We start from the raw sequence: 18,388 nt of genomic DNA, 5'->3' as shown, positions 1-18,388 counted from the left end.
CCCCGACCGAACCTTCTATACCCGAACCGACCGCACCTCCAGCCAGCCATGGGGGACGCCGACACGCCCGGCGCGCTCACCTACTTCCGGCAGTTCGTCGCGCTGGAGCGGGACGTGTTCGTGCTCTCGGTCGCGATGTTCGCGTTCAGCCTCGGCTTCCAGATGACGGGGCGGTACATGGGCGAGTACATCCTCTTCCTCGGCGGCACCGAACTCGTGGTCGGCCTGTTCGGGAGCTTCGGGAACCTCATCGGCGCGGCGTACCCCTATCCCGGTGGCGCCATCTCGGACCGCATCGGCTCCCGGACCGCACTCACGCTGTTCGGGCTGGCGTCGGCACTCGGGTTCGCAGTCTGGGTGTTCGCGCCGGCGCTGGCCATCGCGGGGGTTCCGGCGTGGGCGTGGGTGTTCGTCGGGCTGGTGCTCGCGCAGGCCTGGAAGTCGTTCGGGCTGGGCGCGACGTTCGCCGTCGTCAAGCAGAGCGTGCCGAACGACCGGCTCGCGACGGGTTTCGCCAGCACGGAGACGTTCCGGCGGACCGCCTTTCTGGTGGGGCCGCTCGTCGCCGCCGGCCTGCTCGCTGTCTACGGCTTCGACCCCGGGTTCCAGTACGTGCTCGCCGTCTCGGTCGGCGTCGCGCTGGTCGGGACGCTCACCCAGCACGTGCTGTACGAGGCCGAGGAGGACTCGCTGGGGAAGGAGTTCGAGGGCCTCTCGGGGATCAGGGACGACCTCGCGAACCTGCCCGACCCGCTGCGTCCGCTGCTCGTCGGCGACACGCTCGTCCGGTTCGCGAACGGGATGGTGTACGGCTTCGCCGTCCTCGTGGTCACGCGCTACCTGGCGACCGACGCGACGCTGTTCGGGGTGTACCTCGCGCCGGAGGCCCTGTTCGGGGTGTTCCTCGCGGTCGAGATGGCCGTCGCGCTCGTGACCATGGTCCCCGTGGCGAACCTGGCCGAACGCGTCGGGCTGAAACCCGTCGTCGCGCTCGGCTTCTTCGTCTACGCGGTCTTCCCGGTCATGCTCGTGGCGGCGCCCGACGGCGGTGTCGTCCTCGACTCGCTGCCCCTCCTCGGCACCGTCTCGCTCTCGGAGGCCGTCGTCGTCGGCGCGGTCTGGGCGTTCTCCGGGCTCCGGTTCGCCGGGCTGCCAGCGCACAAGGCACTCATTGTGGGCCCCGCCGAGGAGAACACCGGCGGCCGCGTCACCGGCTCGTACTACCTCGTCCGGAACACGCTCACCATCCCGAGCGCCGCGTTCGGCGGGCTGCTGTACGGCTCCGCCGGCTATCTCGGCTACTCCGGCCCGGCGGTCGCGTTCGGATTCTCCACCGTCGTCGGCCTCCTCGGAACCGGGTACTTCCTCGTCCGCGGGGAGGAGTTCGCGGCATACACCTGACCGGAGACCGACGCAGATTTGTCCCTCTCGCCCCAAGCCCCGGGCGTGACAGACGCCACCGAGTCAGCCGGCCCGGTCGACGGGGAGCCGACAGTCGACGCCGACGGCGACGCGGCGGGCGAGGCCGACGCTCCGGCGTCCGACGACCACCGGCCCGGCCGCCCACCGCTCCTCCGGTTCTTCGAGGCGCTCGGGTTCCGCCGCCACGCCCGCGTCGGCGTCGTCTCGGGCATCGTCCTCGCCGTCTCCCTGTACGGGTTCTTCGTCGCGGTGCCGAGCGTCGCACCCGGCGTCCGCGGCCGCCCCGAGTCGCCCCTGCTGTTCGCCGTCCTCGGCTTCGTCGCCGCGGTCGCAACCGCGCTGTTCGTCACGACCGCGCTGACCGTCCGGACGCTCGCGCAGGCCGTCGCCTCGCCGCCGAAGTGGGTCCGCCGCGGCGGCGCGGTCGCGACCGTCGGGGGCCTGCTCTGGGCGGCCGCCACCCTCGCGGGCGTCGCCCCCGCCGCCGACGCCGTCCGGCCGTGGATCTCGGTTCCCGTGCTCCTCGTCGTCTGCGGTATCTGGGCCGCCCACACCCGTATCAAACGACTCGGCAGCCCCCTCGACCCTGTCGGCACCGTCCTCGCGACCGCCGGCGTCGCGGGCGTCCACGTCGCCGCGCTCCTCGAGCCAGCGCCGTTCCTCGGGGCGGCCGTCGAGCCCGCGCTCACGCCGTTCACCGGCAGCGTCGGCACGCTCGCCGTCGGGACCGTGCTGCTCGCGGCCGTCGCACGCCCCGAACTCGGGACGCTCGCGGACGCGGCTACCGCGCTCTCGGTGCTTGGGACGCTGGCCGTCGCCCTGGCGCTCACGGACACCACCGCCGTCTCCGGCGCGGTCGCGGTCGTCCCGCTCGCGCTCGCCTGGGTCGCGCTCGGGGTCGCGCTCCGGGGTTCCCCGACGCCCGCGAACTGGTCCCCGGACGAGGTCGGGTCCCTGCTCGACGACGGCGGCTGACCGGTCGCGCCGCTCGACGCTCGTGTTTTCCGACCCCGAAAAGTCGCTCGAAGGGTTATAGGCTCCCAGTCCCAAGCCGGGCGTAGACGATGCAACGAACGAAGGCCCTCCTACTGGTCGTCGTCCTGCTCGCGTCGCCCGTGCTCGCCGGCTGTACGGACCAGGGCGACGCCGGGATGACGACCGACCCGACCGACGGAACGCCGACCGACGCCCCGACGACCGACGCCACGCCGACCGACGACGGCGGAGACGCGTTCTCCGACGCCGAGGAGCGCGAGATACGCCAGTCCGCGCTGACCGCGCTTCGGGACGTCTCGGACGTCCGGCTCGAGGGCGTGCTCGACCAGACCGTCTCGACGGCGACTGCCAGCCAGTCCACCAGTGCGACGTTCACCGTGACCATCGACGCCGAGCAGCGCCGCCTGGCCGTCGACCAGAGCGTCCGGACCGGGGGACGGACCGTGAACCAGACGACGTACCTGCTGAACGACTCGCTGTACGTCCGGAGCCCGGCGTTCGAGCGGCAGTACGGCTCGCAGTGGGTGACCCAGAACGTCGCCGACCGCTACGACCGGCTCTGGCGGAACCGGAGCGCGCTCCAGCTGCACACGAACCTGCTGAACGTCACCGAGAACGTGAGCGTCACCGGGACCGAGAGCGTCCGCGGCGAGGAGGTGTACGTCCTCTCGCTCCGTCCCAGTGACGCCGAACTGGCCGAGCTGAGCGGCGTCAACTTCCGTGGCGGCGAGGTCCACCGGTTCGACGCCACGCTCTACGTCTCGACCGAGACGGACCGCGTGGTGCGCTCTGACATCCACGTGAACGAGACCGTCAGCATCAGGGGGCAGGAGCTCCAGCAGGTCGTGGACGTCCGCCGCGAGTTCGTCGCCTACGACCAGGGCGTCGACGTCACGCTGCCGCCCGAGGCCGATGGCGCGGTCCCCATCGGCGGGAACCAGAGCGTCGATACGGCCGCACGGCGGGTGACTGCCTGAATGAGTCGCGGCCGTCGTCTGGGCGTGCTCGCCTGTGCCCTGCTGGTCGTCCTCGCGGGCTGTGGCGCACAGGAGGTCACCCGCTCGCCGACGGCCACCGCGACGCCGGACCAGTCCACGACGACCGAACAGCCGTCCGCCGGACCCACCGACGCCCAGGGTGGCGACACCGACGCGGAAATCCGCTACCGGGGTGAGGGGCTCTCCTTCGCGGCCGCACCGGTGTTCGACCGCGTCGAGTCACTGCTCGGCGTGACCGCCGAGCCGCCGACCGAGGTGTCCGTCGAGAACGCCTCCACGTGGTTCGGGACGAACGTGACCGAGCGCCGCGCCCCGACCGGGACCAGCCGGTTCGGCGCGCTGGTCGGCGTCGAGACCGCCGGCAGCTACAGCGACCTGCGGGGGACGCCCAACGGCGCGACCAGTCCCTTCGGCGGCGTGACCCTCTACCCCGGCAACGGCTCGCCGGCCGCGCTGGAGGTCGTACTCGCCCACGAGTTCGTCCACGTCGTCCAGTTCCAGCGCAACCAGGTGTCGGCGGTCCGCCGCAACGTCGGCGGCACGAGCACCGACGCCCGCTGGACCGCCCGGAGCATCGTCGAGGGTGTCGCCGTCTGGACAGAGACACGGTACGTCGAGACCGACGGGCTGGACGCCCCGACCGGCGGCGAGCGTACCGCGACGCTGTACGCCGAGGCCACCCCCGGTACTCCCTTCCGGCACGGCCAGGGCGCGTACCGGTTCGGGTACGACTACGTCCGCAACAACTCCCCGGGGCTCGATGGGGTCGAGGGGCTCTACGAGCGGCCACCGACGACCAGCGAGCAGGTGCTCCACGGGCTCGCCCCGGGCAGCGAGCCACCGGCGGAGCTGTACGTCCGGACCATCGCCGAGGGCGCGACGTGGCGCGGTTCGGCCACCGACACGCTCGGCGAGGCGTACGCACGCGTCGTCCTGGAGAACGGCGTCTCGGTCCCGGCGTCGGTCGAAGCCGCCGCTGGCTGGGGGAACGACCGGCTCGTCACCTACCGCGAACGCCCGACCGCGAACGCCAGCTTCGTCTGGGTGACCCGGTGGGACACCGCCGCCGACGCGACCGAGTTCCGCGACGCGATGAACGCCACCTTCGACGCCGGCGGCGAGCGAACCGGCGACCGCTGGCGGCTGGACGGCGACGTACGCGCGACGACCGCGCGTCCCGACGACGCCACCGTGGTCGTCACGGTCGGCCGGCCCGGCCTGCTCGACGCGCTCGCCGTGTCGCTCGACGGGTCGACCGTCGCACTCACGACGAACCAGTCGGCGGCGAACACCACCGCGACCGCCGACGCCGCACCTGCGGTCACCACGTCGACGACGCCACCCGTGACCGCCGAGACGCCGCCCTCACCACCGGCCGTCCGCACGACCCCACGTCATCAGTTCGCGCAGACATCGCTGGCACCACAAACGACAACCCCCGAGCGGTCGTACGTCGACGTATGACACGCGAGCAGCTCGAGACCGCCGGCGAGCACGTCCGCACCGCCGCACAGGCAGCCACCGACGCCGACGCCCGCGAACGGCTGTACCGACAGGCCGAGGAGTTCGAACGCCACGCCGAGGCCGAACGCGGGCCCGACCACGGCCGGCTCGCACGCCACGAGCGCATCCTCGACGACATCGCCGACGAGGAGGGCGCGGCCGTCCGCGAGGAGGTCGACGCCGCGCTGGAGCACATCCACGCCTATCGGGAGACCCTGCCTGGGGTATGATGAATCTCAAATTGTAAACGATACCTCTACAATGAACATAAGACATTAATCATAGATCTCCTCTACTGCAAATTGACCTTCGCAACAGTGCCTGGACACTACAAATCCGAGTTCTGCTAATAAACAACGACTACTGTCTTATGCCGGAAACTAATAGAGAAAAGCCTGGGCCACTTCTTGGTGCGGTTGTCGGTGGTTTAGCAGGAACCGCAGCCGGAGATGCGTTCGAGCTTTCACTTAGTTTAAGAATGTTGGTCGCGGTTATCGCCGCAGTTATCGTTGTCACCACATATTCTAAAATAAGAAATATATTTGAATCATATTCATAAATAAAGAATATTTTGCGCCTCGCTCAAGTTTATGTAATATAGTTTGAATTTTTAATGACTGTTGGGTGATTATACAAACGCGCCAGTTACTTCTGAATCGGTTCTTCCGGCTCATCCGCCCCGCGCAGCGGCGTACAGCGAACTCGGTAGCATTACCCGATATCGTATACATCGAGTTCGTTCAGACGCTCGATGGCACGGTGTAGTTCAGTACCTCGCGAGCTGATGGTTTCTATCATCTCCTTTAATATCGGCATCGGTGGCACATTTATCGAAGTTCACGTCATCTACTACTCCACGAAGTGGATGGCATCGCCCGTATTCCTCCGGTCTTTCCGCTCTCAGCAGACCGGCTTCGGGTTCACGCCCATCGCCTCTAGCCGGTCGACGTACACATCGTACGCCGCAGTGACGACGCCCGCCGCTGCCTCGACCGCGGCCTCCCGCTCCGACTCGTCGTCGACGACCGCTTCGAGCGCCGCCAGCGCCGCCTCGCGTCGCTCGTCCAGCTCGCCGCCGTAGCTCCGGAACGTCGACGCCGTCGTCGGGTCGGCCTGCCCGACGAAGAAGCCGACGAGCTGCTCCTGCAGCTTCTTCGTCACGACGGTCGCGGCGACGAAGCCGCCCGCCCGGTCGACCGTCCCCTCGCAGCCGTCCAGCCCGTCGAACAGGCCGCCTGCGACAGTCTCGTCGGTCTTCCCGGCCGCGTCGCTCGCCCGTTCTCGCTCGGCCTCGGCCGCGGCCGACAGCGCGTCGGCCAGCTCGCCGTCCGCGTCCGCGGCCCACGACTCGTACCGGTTGGCCTGCGCAGTCGCGAGCGACTCGACGACCGCGAAGACGTGGTCCTCGTCCATCTCCCCGCCAGTCAACGCGTACAGTGACTTCGAGGAGCCGAGCCGCGACAGCTCCGTTCGGTTCCCGTCCTCGACCGCCTCGACGAATGCCGCTGTGTCCATGCCCGGCGGTTCGACGCGCGACCGCTTGTAACCACCGCCAGGCGCACGACCTGCCGGGGTTCGTGACGCTGGGTGTGCGTTCGGGGAGGTCTCCGATAGGGATTCGAACCACGGTCGGACCTGCTCGCTCCGCTGCGTCCTCCCTGATTCAAATCCCTGTGGGCGTTCTGGAGTCGACGAACTCGTCGCTAGCGCTCCTCGTCGTTGTCGACTCCAGAAGCGCCAGGACAGGGATTTGAACCCTGAATCCCGAAAGGGAACACGCTTTCCAGGCGTGCGCCTTACCGTTCGGCCATCCTGGCTCGTTCGTCGATAATCGGGTGCTGCATTTAACGGCTACGTTTCTCCCGGACGGCTACTGCCCGGCGTACCGGCGGGCCGCGACCAGACAACCGAGTGCCGTGAACGCCGCTGGCACGCCGAATCCGGGCGTTTCACTGTCCGTCCCGGTGACTGTCTCGGTCGGCGTCTGTGTCGTGGACGAAGTCGGCGTAAGTGTGGCAGTCGGCGTCGCCCGAACCTCCTCCTCGTCGTTCTCGGTGTTCGGGTCCGTCTCGAACTCGTTCACCTCTTCGCCGTCGGTCAGGCCGTCCCCGTCGGTGTCTATGAGGGTCGGATCGGTGTCGTGTTCGGTGACCTCGACTCCGTCATCGAGACCATCCCCATCAGTGTCGACGGTGGTGGGATCGGTGCTGTGTTGATCGATTTCCACCCCGTCGTCGAGTCCATCACCGTCCGAATCCTCTACAGTCGGGTCGCTCCCGTGCTCTATCACCTCCGTCTCGTCACTGACACCGTCGTCGTCGGTGTCGGCAGCGGTGGGATCGGTCTCGTACCTGTCGAGCTCCGCTGAATCGGAAAAGCCGTCGCCGTCGGTGTCGGTCGCGTTCGGGTTCGTGCCGTGGACTCGGACCTCTGCAGCGTCGCCCAGTCCATCGCCGTCCGTGTCGGTCGCGGTCGGATCGCTCCCGTTGGCAAACTCGGAGCCATCATCGAGACCATCCCCGTCGGTATCGGCGAGGAACGGCGACGAGACATTTCGCTGTTGCTCTACGATGTTCGCGATGCCGTCGCCGTCACCGTCTGGCTCCCCCGACGGTTGCGAAAACAGGCCGGGGTCTTCCGGCACAGAGGGCACCTCACTGGTCGTCACGTAACGGTCAAGCCAGTCGTCCATCGGCCGTCCGACGACCCGTTCGACGGCCGCCTTCAGGTCCTCGTGGGTCAGCATGCTCGCATACTTACCGGCTTCCCGATTGAGCACGTAGATGACGTCACGGAGTGTGTAGTTCCCCCCGGTCTCCTGCCGGATTCGTGCGTCGAGGGCGGCTGCGACCCGCGAGCCCTTACGGTAGTCCGAGTACTCGTTCCAAGTCCGTGGTTCAGCGAGAACGACCGACTGATCCGACTCGGACTCGACGGCGTCGTGGAACGTCGTGAACGAGATTCTGCCCTGCTGGTACGTTTCGAGTGCAGCGAGGTACTCCGCCGACCCCTCGGTGACCACTCGAGGTCGTCTTCGGTGTTGAACCACTGTCTGACGTGGACGTACTCGTGGACCCAGATGTTCTCTGGACTGTCGACCGGGGCCGTCATCGAGACGGCAGTATCGGGGTTTACGCTGAATTTGAGCCCCCCGAACCGTTCGTCCAGGGCGAACACCGTCACACCCACCGTGTCCCGGGATGGAATGTAGCCGGTGGATGCCTCCGTGAGCGTGTCCCGAACTTCGGAGCCGTCGCGGTCGGTCGAATCCGGGAGAACGAGCGTGAACTGTTCGTCGTCTGTCTCCCAGTGGACCGTGCTATGGGCTCCGAGGTACGCAACCTGCCGTCCGACGTAGCCCTCACCGTTGACGAACCGGGTCTCTCGGTACCTCCAGTCGGGGATACCGTATCCGTCGAGTCGTCCTTCCGTGGCTGAAGTCGCCCGTGCCATGACGCGGGCGTCGACGAACGACCAGCCGTCACCCTCCGTGAACCCATCCTCCCTGATAGTCGGATTCAACGCTTCGAAGACGATGGTCATCGATGGAGCGGGATTTCCCTGTTCCCAAACATACGTAACGCCCTCTCGCTCCATTCCCGTTGTACTCGTCACCTCGCCATCGAACGGAACCCAGACCTGTAGGGTCTCGATGCTCTCGTGGAGTTCGTAGTCGACGGTGAGGCGGACGTGTCCGTCTCGGTCCGGTGTTCGGTCGAAAGTGAGTATCTCGTGGACCGGCGTCGACTCGTTCGGCACGGTCGAGGGTGCCAGAACCGTATCGGCGGCCGGGCTGTTGAACTCACCACGGGCGGAATCGTCCGTAATACCGCCTACGACCGGTGTAACCGCTCCAAAGAGCAAAATAGCTATGCAACACCCAACCCATTTTCTGTTCATTACTTCCTGATGAAACCAGTAGGAGTAAAATAACTTCTGGCAGTCACCGCCCGCGCCGGAGCAGCCGGACCTCCCCGACGTACGCCGCCACTGCCACGGCGGCACCGACGACGACCGCCACGCCGATTGCCGGGAGGATGCCGACGCCGCGTCCCCCCACGAACACGTAGCCCTGGTGGAGCACGAGGAAGGCGAAGACGCCGACTGCGCCCCACAGCAGGGCCGATTTCGTGCGCTCGTTCACTCCGCGTCGGCGATGGCCTCGATCTCGACGCCGACGCCCTTCGGGAGGTTCGCGACCTCGACGGCAGAGCGGGCCGGGGGGTTGTCGACGAAGTACTCCTTGTAGGCGTCGTTCATCTCGTCGAAGTCCTCGATGTCGTCCATGAACACGGTCACCTTGAGCACGTCCGTCATGTTGCAGCCCTCCTCGTCGAGGATCGCCTCGACGTTCTCGAGCGACTGGCGTGTCTGGGCGGCGATGGGCTCGTCGTCGAGCAGCTCGCCGTCGGGCGTCATCGGGATCTGGCCGGCGGTGAAGATGACATCGCCGTTGGTCGTCGCCTGGCTGTACGCGCCGACTGCCGCGGGGGCGTCGGAGGTGCTGATAGTTCGCTTCATACGCAGGGGGACGACGGCCTCCGTCTTAAAAACCGACGACTTACGGAGCGGTGGGACCGGTCGTCGAGAACCGCACGTTCCTTGACCCAGCGGCCGAACGTGTCGGGACGATGGACGAGCGTCGCGGAACCGTCGGCGGAGCCCTCACCACAGCGCTCGGTCTCGCCGGCCTGGGCTACGCGGCCCGTCGGCTCGCCGGGTCGCGCGTGACCGACGTGCCCCTGAGCCCGCTCGTCGCGCGCGGACGCGTCGGCGGCGACTGGGTCGCACGCGCCGGCGTCGGCACCGGCGACCACCCCGTCGGCGAGATGGACGACATGGCCGCGTTCGCCGGGGACGGCTTCGACCCGGAGCTGGTCGACCCCGACGTGCGGGCGTTCTACGAGCGTACCAGCGAGCACGCGCTCTCGCTCACCGCCGAGTGGCACCGCCCGTTCCGGACGGGTGCGTGGCTGGCGAGTCAGTTGACCGGCAGGATGGAACAGCTGAACCTCCCCGCGCCGGGCGACGGACGGACGGTGCGACTCCGGAGCGAGTTCGAGCGCATCGACCCCGCACTGGACCCGCGCGACGGGGCGAGAATGTGGGTCCGTACCGACGCCGACACCGGCGACGGGGTGTTCGTCGCGGCCTACGGCTCGCACGTCGCCGACGGCGAGCGCTACGTCAACATCGGGGTGCCCCTGCCCGGGTGCAACCTCTCGACGGTGCTCTCGCTCCGGAACCTGGACGACGGCGCGGTCGCGCTGACGACCGAGGCGGCGGGCGACCCCGGCCTCTACCTGCTGACGCCGTCGGGTTCGTTCGAGCTACCCATGGCACAGCGGTTCCGGGTGTGGCCCGCGGATGGGGCGGCGGTGCCGACGGACGTGCCGAGAACGGACGAGACGGCCATCGTCGCCACCCACGAGATGTGGCTCTACGGGCAGCAGTTCCTCACCGTGCGGTACGCCGGTCAGACCAGTACTTCGACCTCGTAGCCGGCGTCACGGATGGCCTCGAGCAGCTCGTCGATGTGGTCCCGGCCCCTGGTTTCGAGGTCCACCTCGACCTCCGTGTCGGCCATGCCGATCTGGCGGGAGGTCCGGTCGTGCTGGATGGCGTAGATGTTCGCCTTCTTCTCGCTGATGACGTGCAGGAGGTCCTCGAGCGAGCCAGGGCGGTCGCGTAGCACCGTGCGGATCTTGACGTACCGGCCAGTCGCGACGAGGCCGCGCATGATAGCCGTCGTCAGCATGTTGAGGTCGATGTTCCCCCCGCACATCGCCGGGACGACGACCTCGTCCTCCTCGTAGTCGAACTTGTCGAACAGCAGGGCGGCGAGGGGAGCCGCGCCGGCACCCTCGACGAGCGTCTTCCCGCGTTCGAGCACGTACGTCAGCGCCATCGCGATCTCGGGGTCGGAGACCGTGACGACCTCGTCGACGCGCTCCGTGATGACCTCGTAGGTGAGCGTGCCGGGGGCGCGGACCGCGATACCGTCGGCGATGGTGTCCACGTGGTCGAGCTCGACGCGGTGCCCCTTCGAGAGCGACTGGGCGACACTGGATGCGCCCTCGGCCTGGACGCCGACGACGCGGGTGTCCGGGCTCCTGGCCTTGATGACGGTCGCGATGCCGGAGATGAGACCGCCGCCGCCGATAGGGACGAGCACCGTCTCGGTTTCGGGCAGGTCCTCCAGTATCTCCAGCGCGATGGTGCCCTGCCCCGCCATCACCTTCTCGTCGTCGAACGCGTGGACGTACGTCCGCCCCTCCTCGCGTTCCAGCTCGTGGGCCCGCTCGGCGGCCTCGTCGTAGTCAGCGCCGTGGAGGACGACCTCCGCGCCGTAGCTCTGCGTCGCCTTTATCTTCGAGATGGGTGCGTACTCCGGCATGACGATCTTCGCGTCGACGCCCGACCGCGTCGCCGCCAGCGCCACGCCCTGGGCGTGGTTGCCCGCGCTCGCGGTGACGACGCCGGCCGCCTTCTCCTCCTCGGAGAGCGTCGCGATGCGGTTCGTCGCTCCCCGGATCTTGAACGAGCCGGTGCGCTGGAAGTTCTCCATCTTGAGGTGGACCTCCGCGCCCGTCATGTCCGAGAAGGTGTGCGTGTACTCGATAGGTGTGTGCCGGGATGTCTCCCTGACTCGCGGCTCCGCGGCGAGAACATCGTCGAGTTCGAGCATAATCGCCGGGTTCGACCGCCGCCCGGTTAATATTGCCGTATCGGAAGCCGAGCACCCCGGGTCGTTCACGGTTTCGACGACCGGCAGCGCGGCGGCTCGGTGGGTGACGCAGGAAAAGACGCCCGTCGGGGGTACGGGGAGCCCGCCGAGGTCGTCCAAAGGGGAATACGGGGTAGCACGCGTGTGACGTGCAACTGAGTTGTCGACCCGAATGCACATAAACGCCAGCCATCCGGAGTGAAAGTATAACCGCCATACAGCCCCGCCCTCGAACGGCTGTCAGACGGTCGTCTGCCGGGTGTCATTCGGGTGTTGCGACCACGGTACAGTCGGCTGCAAGCAGCTCGGCCAGCTCGGCGAGCGGCGGTGGATCGCTCCCGGGCCGCGTCGACCCGCCGGTCGCGTCGAGCCGGGCAGGGTCGCCGACGTACACCTGCACCGGCCCGGCTGTCCGGTCGTCACCGCGTCGAACGGGAACCCCGTCGGTACAGCCCGCTCTCGACGCCCTCGTACCGGTCGAGCGCGTCCGTCGCCGCGGTTCGGAGCAGTCGTCCCGCGGTCTCGCCACCGGGTGCGAGCGTCGGGTACCGTCCGTCGACCCGGTGAGCACCCCGGCGGACGGCGTCCGGCACGAACGACCAGTCGTCGAGCACGGCGGCGACGCGGTCGGGGTCGGTGAGCGTCCCGTAGACGAAGACGCCCATCGGTCTCGACGAGGGGAGCCGGCTCCCTCGCGGTTCCGCTTCCGACAGCACGAAAGGGCCGAGCGACGCAGACGGACCATGGACTGGGGGCGGCTGTACGCGGTCTGGCGGCGGGTCCTCGGCCTCTCGTGGCCGGTGATGGTCGAGCAGACGGTGCGTACGGCGATGCGGACCACCGACATCATCGTCACCGGCCTGTTCTCGCCCGCCGCCATCGCCGCCATCGGGCTCGCCGACCTCTACTCACGGTTCCCGCTCCGCCTCGGTCTCGGCCTCGGTGGCGGGGCCATCACGCTGTCGAGCCAGGACACCGGCGCCGACGCGACGGCCAACCGCGACGAGGCCGTCACACAGGCCATCCTCCTCGGGCTCGTCACGGGCATCCCGTTCGCCCTGTTCGGGGTCTCGTTCGGCGACGAGGCACTCGCCATCCTCGGCGCGAGCGACACGGTCGCCAGCCTCGGCGGCACCTACCTCGCAATCATCTTCGCGACCGCGCCGGCCCGCCAGGTGTCGCTCATCGCCGCCCGGTCGTTGCAGGGCACCGGCGACACGCGCACGCCCATGTACATCAACGTCGTCTCGAACGGGCTGAACATCGTCGGGAGCGTCACCCTGGGACTGGGGCTGTTCGGCGTCCCGCGCTACGAGATCGTCGGCGTCGGCGCGGCGACCGCCTTCAGCAACGTGTTCACCGCCGTCGTGCTCTGTCTCGTGATGTTCGCGGGGCGGACGAGCGCGGGCTTCGCCCGGCCCGCGAACCCCGTCATCGCCAGACAGCTGGTCGTCGTCTCCGCGCCCCGCGTCCTCGAGGGGTTCGTGGAGACGTTCGCGGAGTTCCCGTTCAACGCGCTGCTGCTCGGCTTCGGCACGGAGGTCAACGCCGCGTTCCAGGTTGGGCGCCGGCTCTACCAGCAGGTGACGGGGCCGCTCTCACGAGGTTACAGCGTCGCCGCGAGCGTCGTCGTCGGGCAGGCGCTCGGCGAGGGCGACCCCCAGGGTGCCCGCGAGAACGGCTACGCGACGGCCCTGCTCGGCCTCGTCACCGTCGGGAGCATCGGACTGGCGCTGGTCCCCACGGCGCCGCTGTTCGTCCGCCTCTTCACCAGCGACCCCGAGACGGTCCGGTACGGCGTCGGCTTCGCCCGTGCCTACGGGCTCACTGCACCTGCGCTCGTGACGTTCGTCGTCTTCTCCGGCGGCCTGCAGGGCGGCAGCGAGACGCGCACGCCGTTCCTCGCACGGGTCCTCGGCCTCGGCGTCTTCTTCCTCGGCTTCAGCTACGTCGTCGGCGTCACGCTCGGCTACGGCGTCCTCGGCGCGTACGGCGGTATCGTCGGCTACTACGGGCTCGCCGCGGGCGTCGTCGCGCTCGGCTTCTGGTACGGCGACTGGGCGGACCGGGCCGCGCGGATGATGGCGGAACGCGGGAGCGCGATGGACTGAACGGGCCGCCCGTCAGGTGTTCGCGTCCCGCACCCTGTCGTCCGGTTCGCCCGGCCCGGGGTCGCCCTCGACCCACTCTGCACTCTCGAAGACGAAGCGTGCGCCGTCGTGCGCGGGGTCCACCCGGACCGTCCAGCCGTGGGCCTCGGCGATGTCCTCGACGATGGCCAGCCCGAAGCCCGTGCCGCTCTCGGCGGTGGTAAAGCCCTGCTCGAACGCGCGGCCGGCGTCCGTCACCGGCAGGCCCGGGCCGTCGTCGGCGACCGCGAAGCCGCGGCCCGTCCGTTCGACCGTGACCGCCACCTCGCCGCCGACGTGCGCGACCGAGTTGCGGTAGAGGTTCTCGAACAGCGCGCTCAGACGCTCCGGGTCGGCCAGCACCGCTCCGTCGTGCTCGACGACGGTCAGGCTCGCGTCGGCGGTGTCGCAGTACGACCACGCCTCCCCCGCGACCTGCCCGAGCGACACCGGCCGAGGGTCGTCGACCGTCTTCCCTGACCGGGCGAGCTGGAGCACGTCGGCGATGAGCGACTCCATCCGGTCGAGCGCCCAGCCGAGGTCGGCGAGCGACGCGTGGTCGCACTCGTCGGCGAGCACCTCGTGGTGACCGCGGGCGACCGTCAGCGGGTTGCGGAGGTCGTGGCTGACGATGCCGGCGAACTCGTCGAGGCGCTCGTTCTGTCGCTGCAGCTCGCGCTCGCGCTCCCGCCGCTCGGTCACGTCGGTGTAGACGAAGTACGCCCGGTCGCTCCCCGGGGTGACGGCCACGCTCCTGAGCAGGAACGTCCGGACCTCGTCGTCGGCGAGGCGCTGCACCTCCGTCTCGACGCGCTCCCCGCCCGCGACGCGTTGGTTGATGGTCCGACCCTCGTCGCGCCGGGACGGCGGGAGCACGACCTCGTCGAGGTCGCGCCCGACCAGCGTGCCCGGCTCCGCCCCGACCATCGTCGCGAAGGCCCGGTTCGCCTGCTGGATGATGGCCGTCTCGTCCGACAGCGTCGCCTCGACGATGCCGTCGGTCGTGTTCTCGAACAGCCGCCGGACCTTGGACATCGCTCGGGACTCCGTCTCCTGGATCCAGCGCTCGGCGGCACGGGTCGCGCGTTCGGCCGCCAGGCGACGCGCCACGTCGCCGTCGTCGTCGACCACGTCGACAGCGCCGGCCTCGAGCGCCGCCGGAGCCACGCCGCACCGGTTCTCGGCCACCACGACGACCGGCACGTCGAGGACGAGCCCGTCGAACCGCTCGATGGCCGTCACGAGGCCCCCGTCCGGGGCATCGTCGGACAGCACGACGCAGTGGATACCGACGTCTGTCTCGAGCTGTGCCACCGCGGCATCGACGGACGCCGTCGCCTCGACCGCCGTACCTTCGTCGAACGCGGCCACCAGCGAGGCACGTCGCTCGTCGGCCGCGACGACACAGAGAACGGACGGGGATTCGGTATCTGACATCAAGCTAGTCGTGACGCCCAGTACAGTCTGTAGATGTATGTCGTAATGAAATGAATTACGGCCAGTCGCCACACCGTCGAACGCACAAAGCACTTATACAGACCATTGGACATGACCGTATGCGAATCGAAGCAGTGCTGGCGGGGGTCGCTGTGGTCGCTATCGTGGCGACCACCGGCGTCCTCGTCGCCGCCCCTGACGCGGTCAAGTCCCCAGCGCCGAGCGAACCGACCAACCCCGGTGGCGGCTCCCTCGAAGACCTGACGATCGCCGTCGAGAACGTCTCCGGCGGCACGGCCACCTTCGCCGTGACCCCGTACGTCGAACACCGCGGGAACACCGCACCGAACGTCACCGTCCTCCTGCGCGCGGTCGACGACGAGAACGGCGTCGTCGCCGCCACACGAACCCTCTCCCTGGGGGAGCTCACCGGCGGCCGGGAGGTCAACGCCACCGGCACGCTCGCCGTTCCCCGGGAGGGCGACTACACCATCGAGGCCCTGCTCTACCGCGACGGGGAGCGACTCGACACCGGTCGCCGGACCATCTCCGGTGTCGGGAGCCTCACCCCCGAGTACGAACGCACGCCCGTCGCGTTCCACGAGTTCAGGGGCGAGGAGATGCCGGTCATCGAGTACAGCATCGAGGACGTCACCGACGGGCAGGCGACCCTCGGCGTGACGACCTACCTGACCAACACCGGCGACGAACCCGTCGAGGACCTGCACTTCGTCCTGAAGGCCCGCCAGAACGGCTCGAACGTCGTCGCCGACCGGACCACCGTCGACGTCGGTCGGGTCGACCCCGGCGAGACAGTCACCCCCGGCGCTGACCTCACCGTCCCCGACGGCTACGACTACTACCTCGACGCGATCCTCTGGGACGGCGACACCGTCATCGACACCCAGCGCTCGGTCGCCAACCTCGGCCCCGGCACCGGCCTCAGCGTCGACGAGACGACCGAGAACGACAGCTTCGAGAGCGGCGACTTCGCCGACACCGGCGGCTCGGCTGACGGCGACTACACGACCGAGACACCAACCGAGATGGACGACGGTGACGGCGGCCAGCCCGGCTTCGGCGTGCCCGTCGCCCTCGCCGCACTGCTCGCGACCGCCCTGTTCGCACGGAGGTTCCGACGATGACTGACGACGACACCACCCACGACACCGACGCACCGCCCGCCGACGAACCACACGAGGACACCGACGCGGCGTCCGCCGATGGACCGCCCGAGGACACCGACGCCGGGTTCGACTTCGACGGCGACGACGACGGCGCTACGGCCCCCGGCGAGTCCGCCGACACCGCCGGCACGTACACCACCAGCAGCGGCGAGTCGCGGGACGAACCCACCGCTACGCGGGCCGACATCACTCCACCACGGAACGATACCAGCGCACCCCGAGCACCCGCCGCCCACCGTGACTCCAGCCGCGACGCCCACCGCCCGAACGAGTCCGGCAACGAGATCCGGACGTACGTCCTCTGGGCGGCGCTCGCCGTCCTCGGGCTGTTCAGCGTCGTCCTGCTGTTCCAGTTCTACGGCAGTACCATGCAAGCTATCACCGACTGGGTCGGCCCCGAGTACCGCTCCGTCGTCCGCAGCGCCGTCTCCCTCGTGCTGCTGTGTCTCACGCTCGTCGGCGTCGCGCAGGTCACCCGCGAGCTCGCCGACTGACGTCCCTGCCACTGCGTCGCAGACTCCCGGAAGGGTCATCCCCTCACCGCACGTCCCGGTCCCAACGAGGTGACCCACATGACATGTCCACGATGTACCACGTCCGCCACCGAGACCGGCGGCTCGCTGCTGTGCCCCGCCTGCGGCTGGCGTGAACGTGCCGGTGCAGACTAAGCGACCACCGTTTCCGACTACCTACTGTATAGTGCGTTTGTGCTGCAGTCCAACCTCTTGTGCTTCGGTCGGTCGCTTAACTGGTCGGTCGGCAACAGATGGACCAAAACCCTCGTAACTTTCTCGGACCGTCACCTAGCCTGCTTGCTTCGCTCTCTCACTCGTCGACGGCCCAAACGCTGAAAATCGGTTGAATGGGCTCTCAGACTGTGTTAATTTCGAGTACAGCCTCTGTTTCGGCCACGTCAACGACCGTCGCGCGCAGGTGGTCACTCCCATCTACTGAGAGCATCACGGAATCGCCTTCACTGAGTCCGTCCCGCGCTCCCTCGTCGATTACGACGGTGTATTCATTCACCCGACGGGAGGGGGTCACGACGCGAGGTGCCATGCTCATACGATGATATTATGCGGAATGCGTATTCAGTGTTACGACAGATTAGACGTGTCACTGTTCGCCCAGTCGTAAATGGCTCGCCACTCGTCGATGCCAAACTCGTTAATCCTCTCGGCCTCCGCGATCTTCGCAAACGGACTGATATCTCCTTCTTCGTCTCCCAGGATTCTTGCCCTTGCTCGCTCCGCAAACTGTTCCTCGTCGCGGTCCTCGAACCTGGTCTCCCATTCATCAATGGTCAGGAAAACCGTCCTCGAATCGTCGCCTGTTACCGAGACTCTGGTCAGCTCTGCAGTTCCTAACCGGAGATGGTAGTCGAGGTCATCGGATTCACTGACCGGTGCTTCGACATAAATTCGGAAGCGAAGTCCCGTATATAGGCAATCCGGCTTTTGATGGACAGTTCCTCGAAAATCACCATCAGACTGGACCTGTAGTTCAATCTGGTCGGGTCCTCGTTCGATGAATTGCTTTGCTTGATAATCGCGCTTTACCCTGGTCACTGTACTCTCTGCTGACTGAACCCAACGGTACTGCGAATCGAGAGCGAACAGCTTCAGAACTCCATAATCTGCCGTGTTGAATAGATGCTGAGTCATGGTTAGAGAGGTTCACAGAGCGGTTCTATGTTGGAGATGGCGAACATGAGGACGATTTCACGGAACTGTCGATACCAGCCGAGCGCTCGCACGGCATCGCCGAGCGAGCGCTTCGTTGTCGAATACGATGTTTCGGCCATCCAGCGCTGAGAGTAGCCTTTTGCCCGGATGAGCGCGTTATGTCCTAGCGTTAACGGTCTTGATCCACGCTGTAAGATGAGTGGCTCGACACCGAGTGCGTAGAACTCGTATTTCGTGATCCAGTTGTGGAAGGCTTTGTCGGCAGCCACTGATAGCAGGTCGTCCGCGTTCCGGCGGACGACCT

General features: G+C 67.7%; 20 protein-coding genes, 1 tRNA gene and 1 pseudogene. 9 read left to right on the top strand and 13 right to left on the bottom strand.

What is annotated here, in order from left to right:
* The first annotated feature begins 48 nt into the window (after nucleotides 1-48).
* From BLT27_RS12050 to BLT27_RS12030, 5 genes are all read left to right on the top strand, one after another.
* Nucleotides 49-1,401 carry an MFS transporter gene (locus BLT27_RS12050; RefSeq protein WP_089734223.1) on the top strand — a complete coding sequence of 451 codons (1,353 nt, stop codon included), beginning with the start codon at nucleotides 49-51 and terminating at the stop codon, nucleotides 1,399-1,401.
* Between the two features lie 45 nt (nucleotides 1,402-1,446).
* Nucleotides 1,447-2,397 (top strand): DUF7536 family protein, encoded by a 951-nt coding sequence (locus BLT27_RS12045; protein WP_089734221.1) that lies wholly within the window; start codon nucleotides 1,447-1,449, stop codon nucleotides 2,395-2,397.
* Between the two features lie 89 nt (nucleotides 2,398-2,486).
* The gene (locus BLT27_RS12040) at nucleotides 2,487-3,395 is read left to right on the top strand and encodes a hypothetical protein (RefSeq protein ID WP_089734219.1); all 909 of its coding nucleotides are present in this window, start codon (nucleotides 2,487-2,489) and stop codon (nucleotides 3,393-3,395) included.
* Nucleotides 3,396-4,880, top strand: coding sequence for a hypothetical protein (locus BLT27_RS12035; RefSeq protein WP_089734217.1), 1,485 nt, complete (start codon nucleotides 3,396-3,398; stop codon nucleotides 4,878-4,880).
* Complete coding sequence (locus BLT27_RS12030; protein WP_089734215.1) at nucleotides 4,877-5,149, top strand: DUF7553 family protein; 273 nt, start codon at nucleotides 4,877-4,879, stop codon at nucleotides 5,147-5,149. Before BLT27_RS12035 ends, BLT27_RS12030 begins: the two co-directional genes overlap by 4 nt.
* Before the next feature lie 670 nt (nucleotides 5,150-5,819).
* Here the strand turns inward: BLT27_RS12030 and BLT27_RS12025 are convergent.
* The 6 genes from BLT27_RS12025 to BLT27_RS12005 form a co-directional block, all read right to left on the bottom strand.
* Nucleotides 5,820-6,434: a hypothetical protein gene (locus BLT27_RS12025; protein ID WP_089734213.1), complete on the bottom strand. Its 615-nt coding sequence runs from the start codon at nucleotides 6,432-6,434 to the stop codon at nucleotides 5,820-5,822.
* 220 nt (nucleotides 6,435-6,654) lie between these two features.
* Nucleotides 6,655-6,736, bottom strand: a tRNA-Ser gene (locus tag BLT27_RS12020).
* Nucleotides 6,737-6,789: 53 nt separating this feature from the next.
* Nucleotides 6,790-7,665 carry a hypothetical protein gene (locus BLT27_RS12015; RefSeq protein ID WP_139172329.1) on the bottom strand — a complete coding sequence of 292 codons (876 nt, stop codon included), beginning with the start codon at nucleotides 7,663-7,665 and terminating at the stop codon, nucleotides 6,790-6,792.
* Entirely contained in the window at nucleotides 7,659-8,819 is a 1,161-nt protein-coding gene (locus BLT27_RS19205; RefSeq protein WP_139172328.1) for a hypothetical protein, read from the bottom strand. The genes BLT27_RS12015 and BLT27_RS19205 overlap by 7 nt, the downstream gene beginning before the upstream one ends.
* A gap of 43 nt (nucleotides 8,820-8,862) precedes the next feature.
* The gene (locus tag BLT27_RS12010) at nucleotides 8,863-9,063 is read right to left on the bottom strand and encodes a DUF7981 family protein (protein ID WP_089734210.1); all 201 of its coding nucleotides are present in this window, start codon (nucleotides 9,061-9,063) and stop codon (nucleotides 8,863-8,865) included.
* Entirely contained in the window at nucleotides 9,060-9,440 is a 381-nt protein-coding gene (locus BLT27_RS12005; RefSeq protein ID WP_089734208.1) for a Rid family detoxifying hydrolase, read from the bottom strand. The genes BLT27_RS12010 and BLT27_RS12005 overlap by 4 nt, the downstream gene beginning before the upstream one ends.
* Nucleotides 9,441-9,550: 110 nt before the next feature.
* Between BLT27_RS12005 and BLT27_RS12000 the strand changes: the two genes are divergently transcribed.
* A complete protein-coding gene (locus BLT27_RS12000; RefSeq protein ID WP_089734361.1) occupies nucleotides 9,551-10,420 on the top strand; it encodes a hypothetical protein in 870 nt (289 codons plus the stop codon).
* Here BLT27_RS12000 and ilvA read toward each other — a convergent pair.
* The 3 genes from ilvA to BLT27_RS11990 form a co-directional block, all read right to left on the bottom strand.
* Nucleotides 10,396-11,607: a threonine ammonia-lyase gene (gene ilvA, locus BLT27_RS11995; RefSeq protein WP_089734206.1), complete on the bottom strand. Its 1,212-nt coding sequence runs from the start codon at nucleotides 11,605-11,607 to the stop codon at nucleotides 10,396-10,398. The genes BLT27_RS12000 and ilvA overlap by 25 nt on opposite strands.
* 301 nt (nucleotides 11,608-11,908) lie before the next feature.
* The gene (locus tag BLT27_RS19790; protein ID WP_175526446.1) at nucleotides 11,909-12,046 is read right to left on the bottom strand and encodes a hypothetical protein; all 138 of its coding nucleotides are present in this window, start codon (nucleotides 12,044-12,046) and stop codon (nucleotides 11,909-11,911) included.
* Between the two features lie 19 nt (nucleotides 12,047-12,065).
* Complete coding sequence (locus tag BLT27_RS11990; protein ID WP_089734204.1) at nucleotides 12,066-12,311, bottom strand: gamma-glutamylcyclotransferase family protein; 246 nt, start codon at nucleotides 12,309-12,311, stop codon at nucleotides 12,066-12,068.
* Between the two features lie 78 nt (nucleotides 12,312-12,389).
* Between BLT27_RS11990 and BLT27_RS11985 the strand changes: the two genes are divergently transcribed.
* Nucleotides 12,390-13,757 (top strand): MATE family efflux transporter, encoded by a 1,368-nt coding sequence (locus BLT27_RS11985; RefSeq protein WP_175526445.1) that lies wholly within the window; start codon nucleotides 12,390-12,392, stop codon nucleotides 13,755-13,757.
* 12 nt (nucleotides 13,758-13,769) lie between these two features.
* Here the strand turns inward: BLT27_RS11985 and BLT27_RS11980 are convergent, their stop codons facing one another.
* A complete protein-coding gene (locus BLT27_RS11980; protein ID WP_089734202.1) occupies nucleotides 13,770-15,212 on the bottom strand; it encodes a sensor histidine kinase in 1,443 nt (480 codons plus the stop codon).
* Between the two features lie 119 nt (nucleotides 15,213-15,331).
* Here BLT27_RS11980 and BLT27_RS11975 point away from each other — a divergent pair, with 119 nt between their 5' ends.
* Both BLT27_RS11975 and BLT27_RS11970 read left to right on the top strand, forming a co-directional pair.
* Nucleotides 15,332-16,357, top strand: coding sequence for a DUF7490 domain-containing protein (locus BLT27_RS11975; protein WP_089734200.1), 1,026 nt, complete (start codon nucleotides 15,332-15,334; stop codon nucleotides 16,355-16,357).
* Entirely contained in the window at nucleotides 16,354-16,893 is a 540-nt protein-coding gene (locus BLT27_RS11970; protein WP_089734198.1) for a DUF8060 family membrane protein, read from the top strand. The genes BLT27_RS11975 and BLT27_RS11970 overlap by 4 nt, the downstream gene beginning before the upstream one ends.
* A gap of 376 nt (nucleotides 16,894-17,269) precedes the next feature.
* Here BLT27_RS11970 and BLT27_RS19200 read toward each other — a convergent pair whose 3' ends face one another.
* The 3 genes and pseudogenes from BLT27_RS19200 to BLT27_RS11960 all read right to left on the bottom strand — a co-directional run.
* Complete coding sequence (locus tag BLT27_RS19200; protein ID WP_139172327.1) at nucleotides 17,270-17,464, bottom strand: hypothetical protein; 195 nt, start codon at nucleotides 17,462-17,464, stop codon at nucleotides 17,270-17,272.
* Nucleotides 17,465-17,496: 32 nt separating this feature from the next.
* Complete coding sequence (locus BLT27_RS11965) at nucleotides 17,497-17,967, bottom strand: hypothetical protein (protein WP_175526444.1); 471 nt, start codon at nucleotides 17,965-17,967, stop codon at nucleotides 17,497-17,499.
* A 98-nt stretch (nucleotides 17,968-18,065) separates the two neighbouring features.
* Nucleotides 18,066-18,388, bottom strand: a pseudogene (locus tag BLT27_RS11960) (IS5/IS1182 family transposase); the annotation flags it as partial.

Origin of the sequence: Haloarchaeobius iranensis (assembly GCF_900103505.1) — an archaeon.
Lineage (GTDB): Archaea > Halobacteriota > Halobacteria > Halobacteriales > Natrialbaceae > Haloarchaeobius > Haloarchaeobius iranensis.
Note: the sequence above shows the minus strand (reverse complement) of the source record. Positions and strands in the feature narration are given on the sequence as shown.

Coding starts and splice junctions, on each gene's coding strand:
- BLT27_RS12050 (WP_089734223.1), top strand. CDS start 49: ATGGGGGACGCCGACACGCCCGGCGCGCTCACCTACTTCCGGCAGTTC.
- BLT27_RS12040 (WP_089734219.1), top strand. CDS start 2,487: ATGCAACGAACGAAGGCCCTCCTACTGGTCGTCGTCCTGCTCGCGTCG.
- BLT27_RS12035 (WP_089734217.1), top strand. CDS start 3,396: ATGAGTCGCGGCCGTCGTCTGGGCGTGCTCGCCTGTGCCCTGCTGGTC.
- BLT27_RS12030 (WP_089734215.1), top strand. CDS start 4,877: ATGACACGCGAGCAGCTCGAGACCGCCGGCGAGCACGTCCGCACCGCC.
- BLT27_RS12025 (WP_089734213.1), bottom strand. CDS start 6,434: ATGGACACAGCGGCATTCGTCGAGGCGGTCGAGGACGGGAACCGAACG.
- BLT27_RS12015 (WP_139172329.1), bottom strand. CDS start 7,665: ATGCTGACCCACGAGGACCTGAAGGCGGCCGTCGAACGGGTCGTCGGA.
- BLT27_RS19205 (WP_139172328.1), bottom strand. CDS start 8,819: ATGAACAGAAAATGGGTTGGGTGTTGCATAGCTATTTTGCTCTTTGGA.
- BLT27_RS12005 (WP_089734208.1), bottom strand. CDS start 9,440: ATGAAGCGAACTATCAGCACCTCCGACGCCCCCGCGGCAGTCGGCGCG.
- BLT27_RS12000 (WP_089734361.1), top strand. CDS start 9,551: ATGGACGAGCGTCGCGGAACCGTCGGCGGAGCCCTCACCACAGCGCTC.
- ilvA (WP_089734206.1), bottom strand. CDS start 11,607: ATGCTCGAACTCGACGATGTTCTCGCCGCGGAGCCGCGAGTCAGGGAG.
- BLT27_RS11990 (WP_089734204.1), bottom strand. CDS start 12,311: ATGGGCGTCTTCGTCTACGGGACGCTCACCGACCCCGACCGCGTCGCC.
- BLT27_RS11985 (WP_175526445.1), top strand. CDS start 12,390: ATGGACTGGGGGCGGCTGTACGCGGTCTGGCGGCGGGTCCTCGGCCTC.
- BLT27_RS11980 (WP_089734202.1), bottom strand. CDS start 15,212: ATGTCAGATACCGAATCCCCGTCCGTTCTCTGTGTCGTCGCGGCCGAC.
- BLT27_RS11975 (WP_089734200.1), top strand. CDS start 15,332: ATGCGAATCGAAGCAGTGCTGGCGGGGGTCGCTGTGGTCGCTATCGTG.
- BLT27_RS11970 (WP_089734198.1), top strand. CDS start 16,354: ATGACTGACGACGACACCACCCACGACACCGACGCACCGCCCGCCGAC.
- BLT27_RS19200 (WP_139172327.1), bottom strand. CDS start 17,464: ATGAGCATGGCACCTCGCGTCGTGACCCCCTCCCGTCGGGTGAATGAA.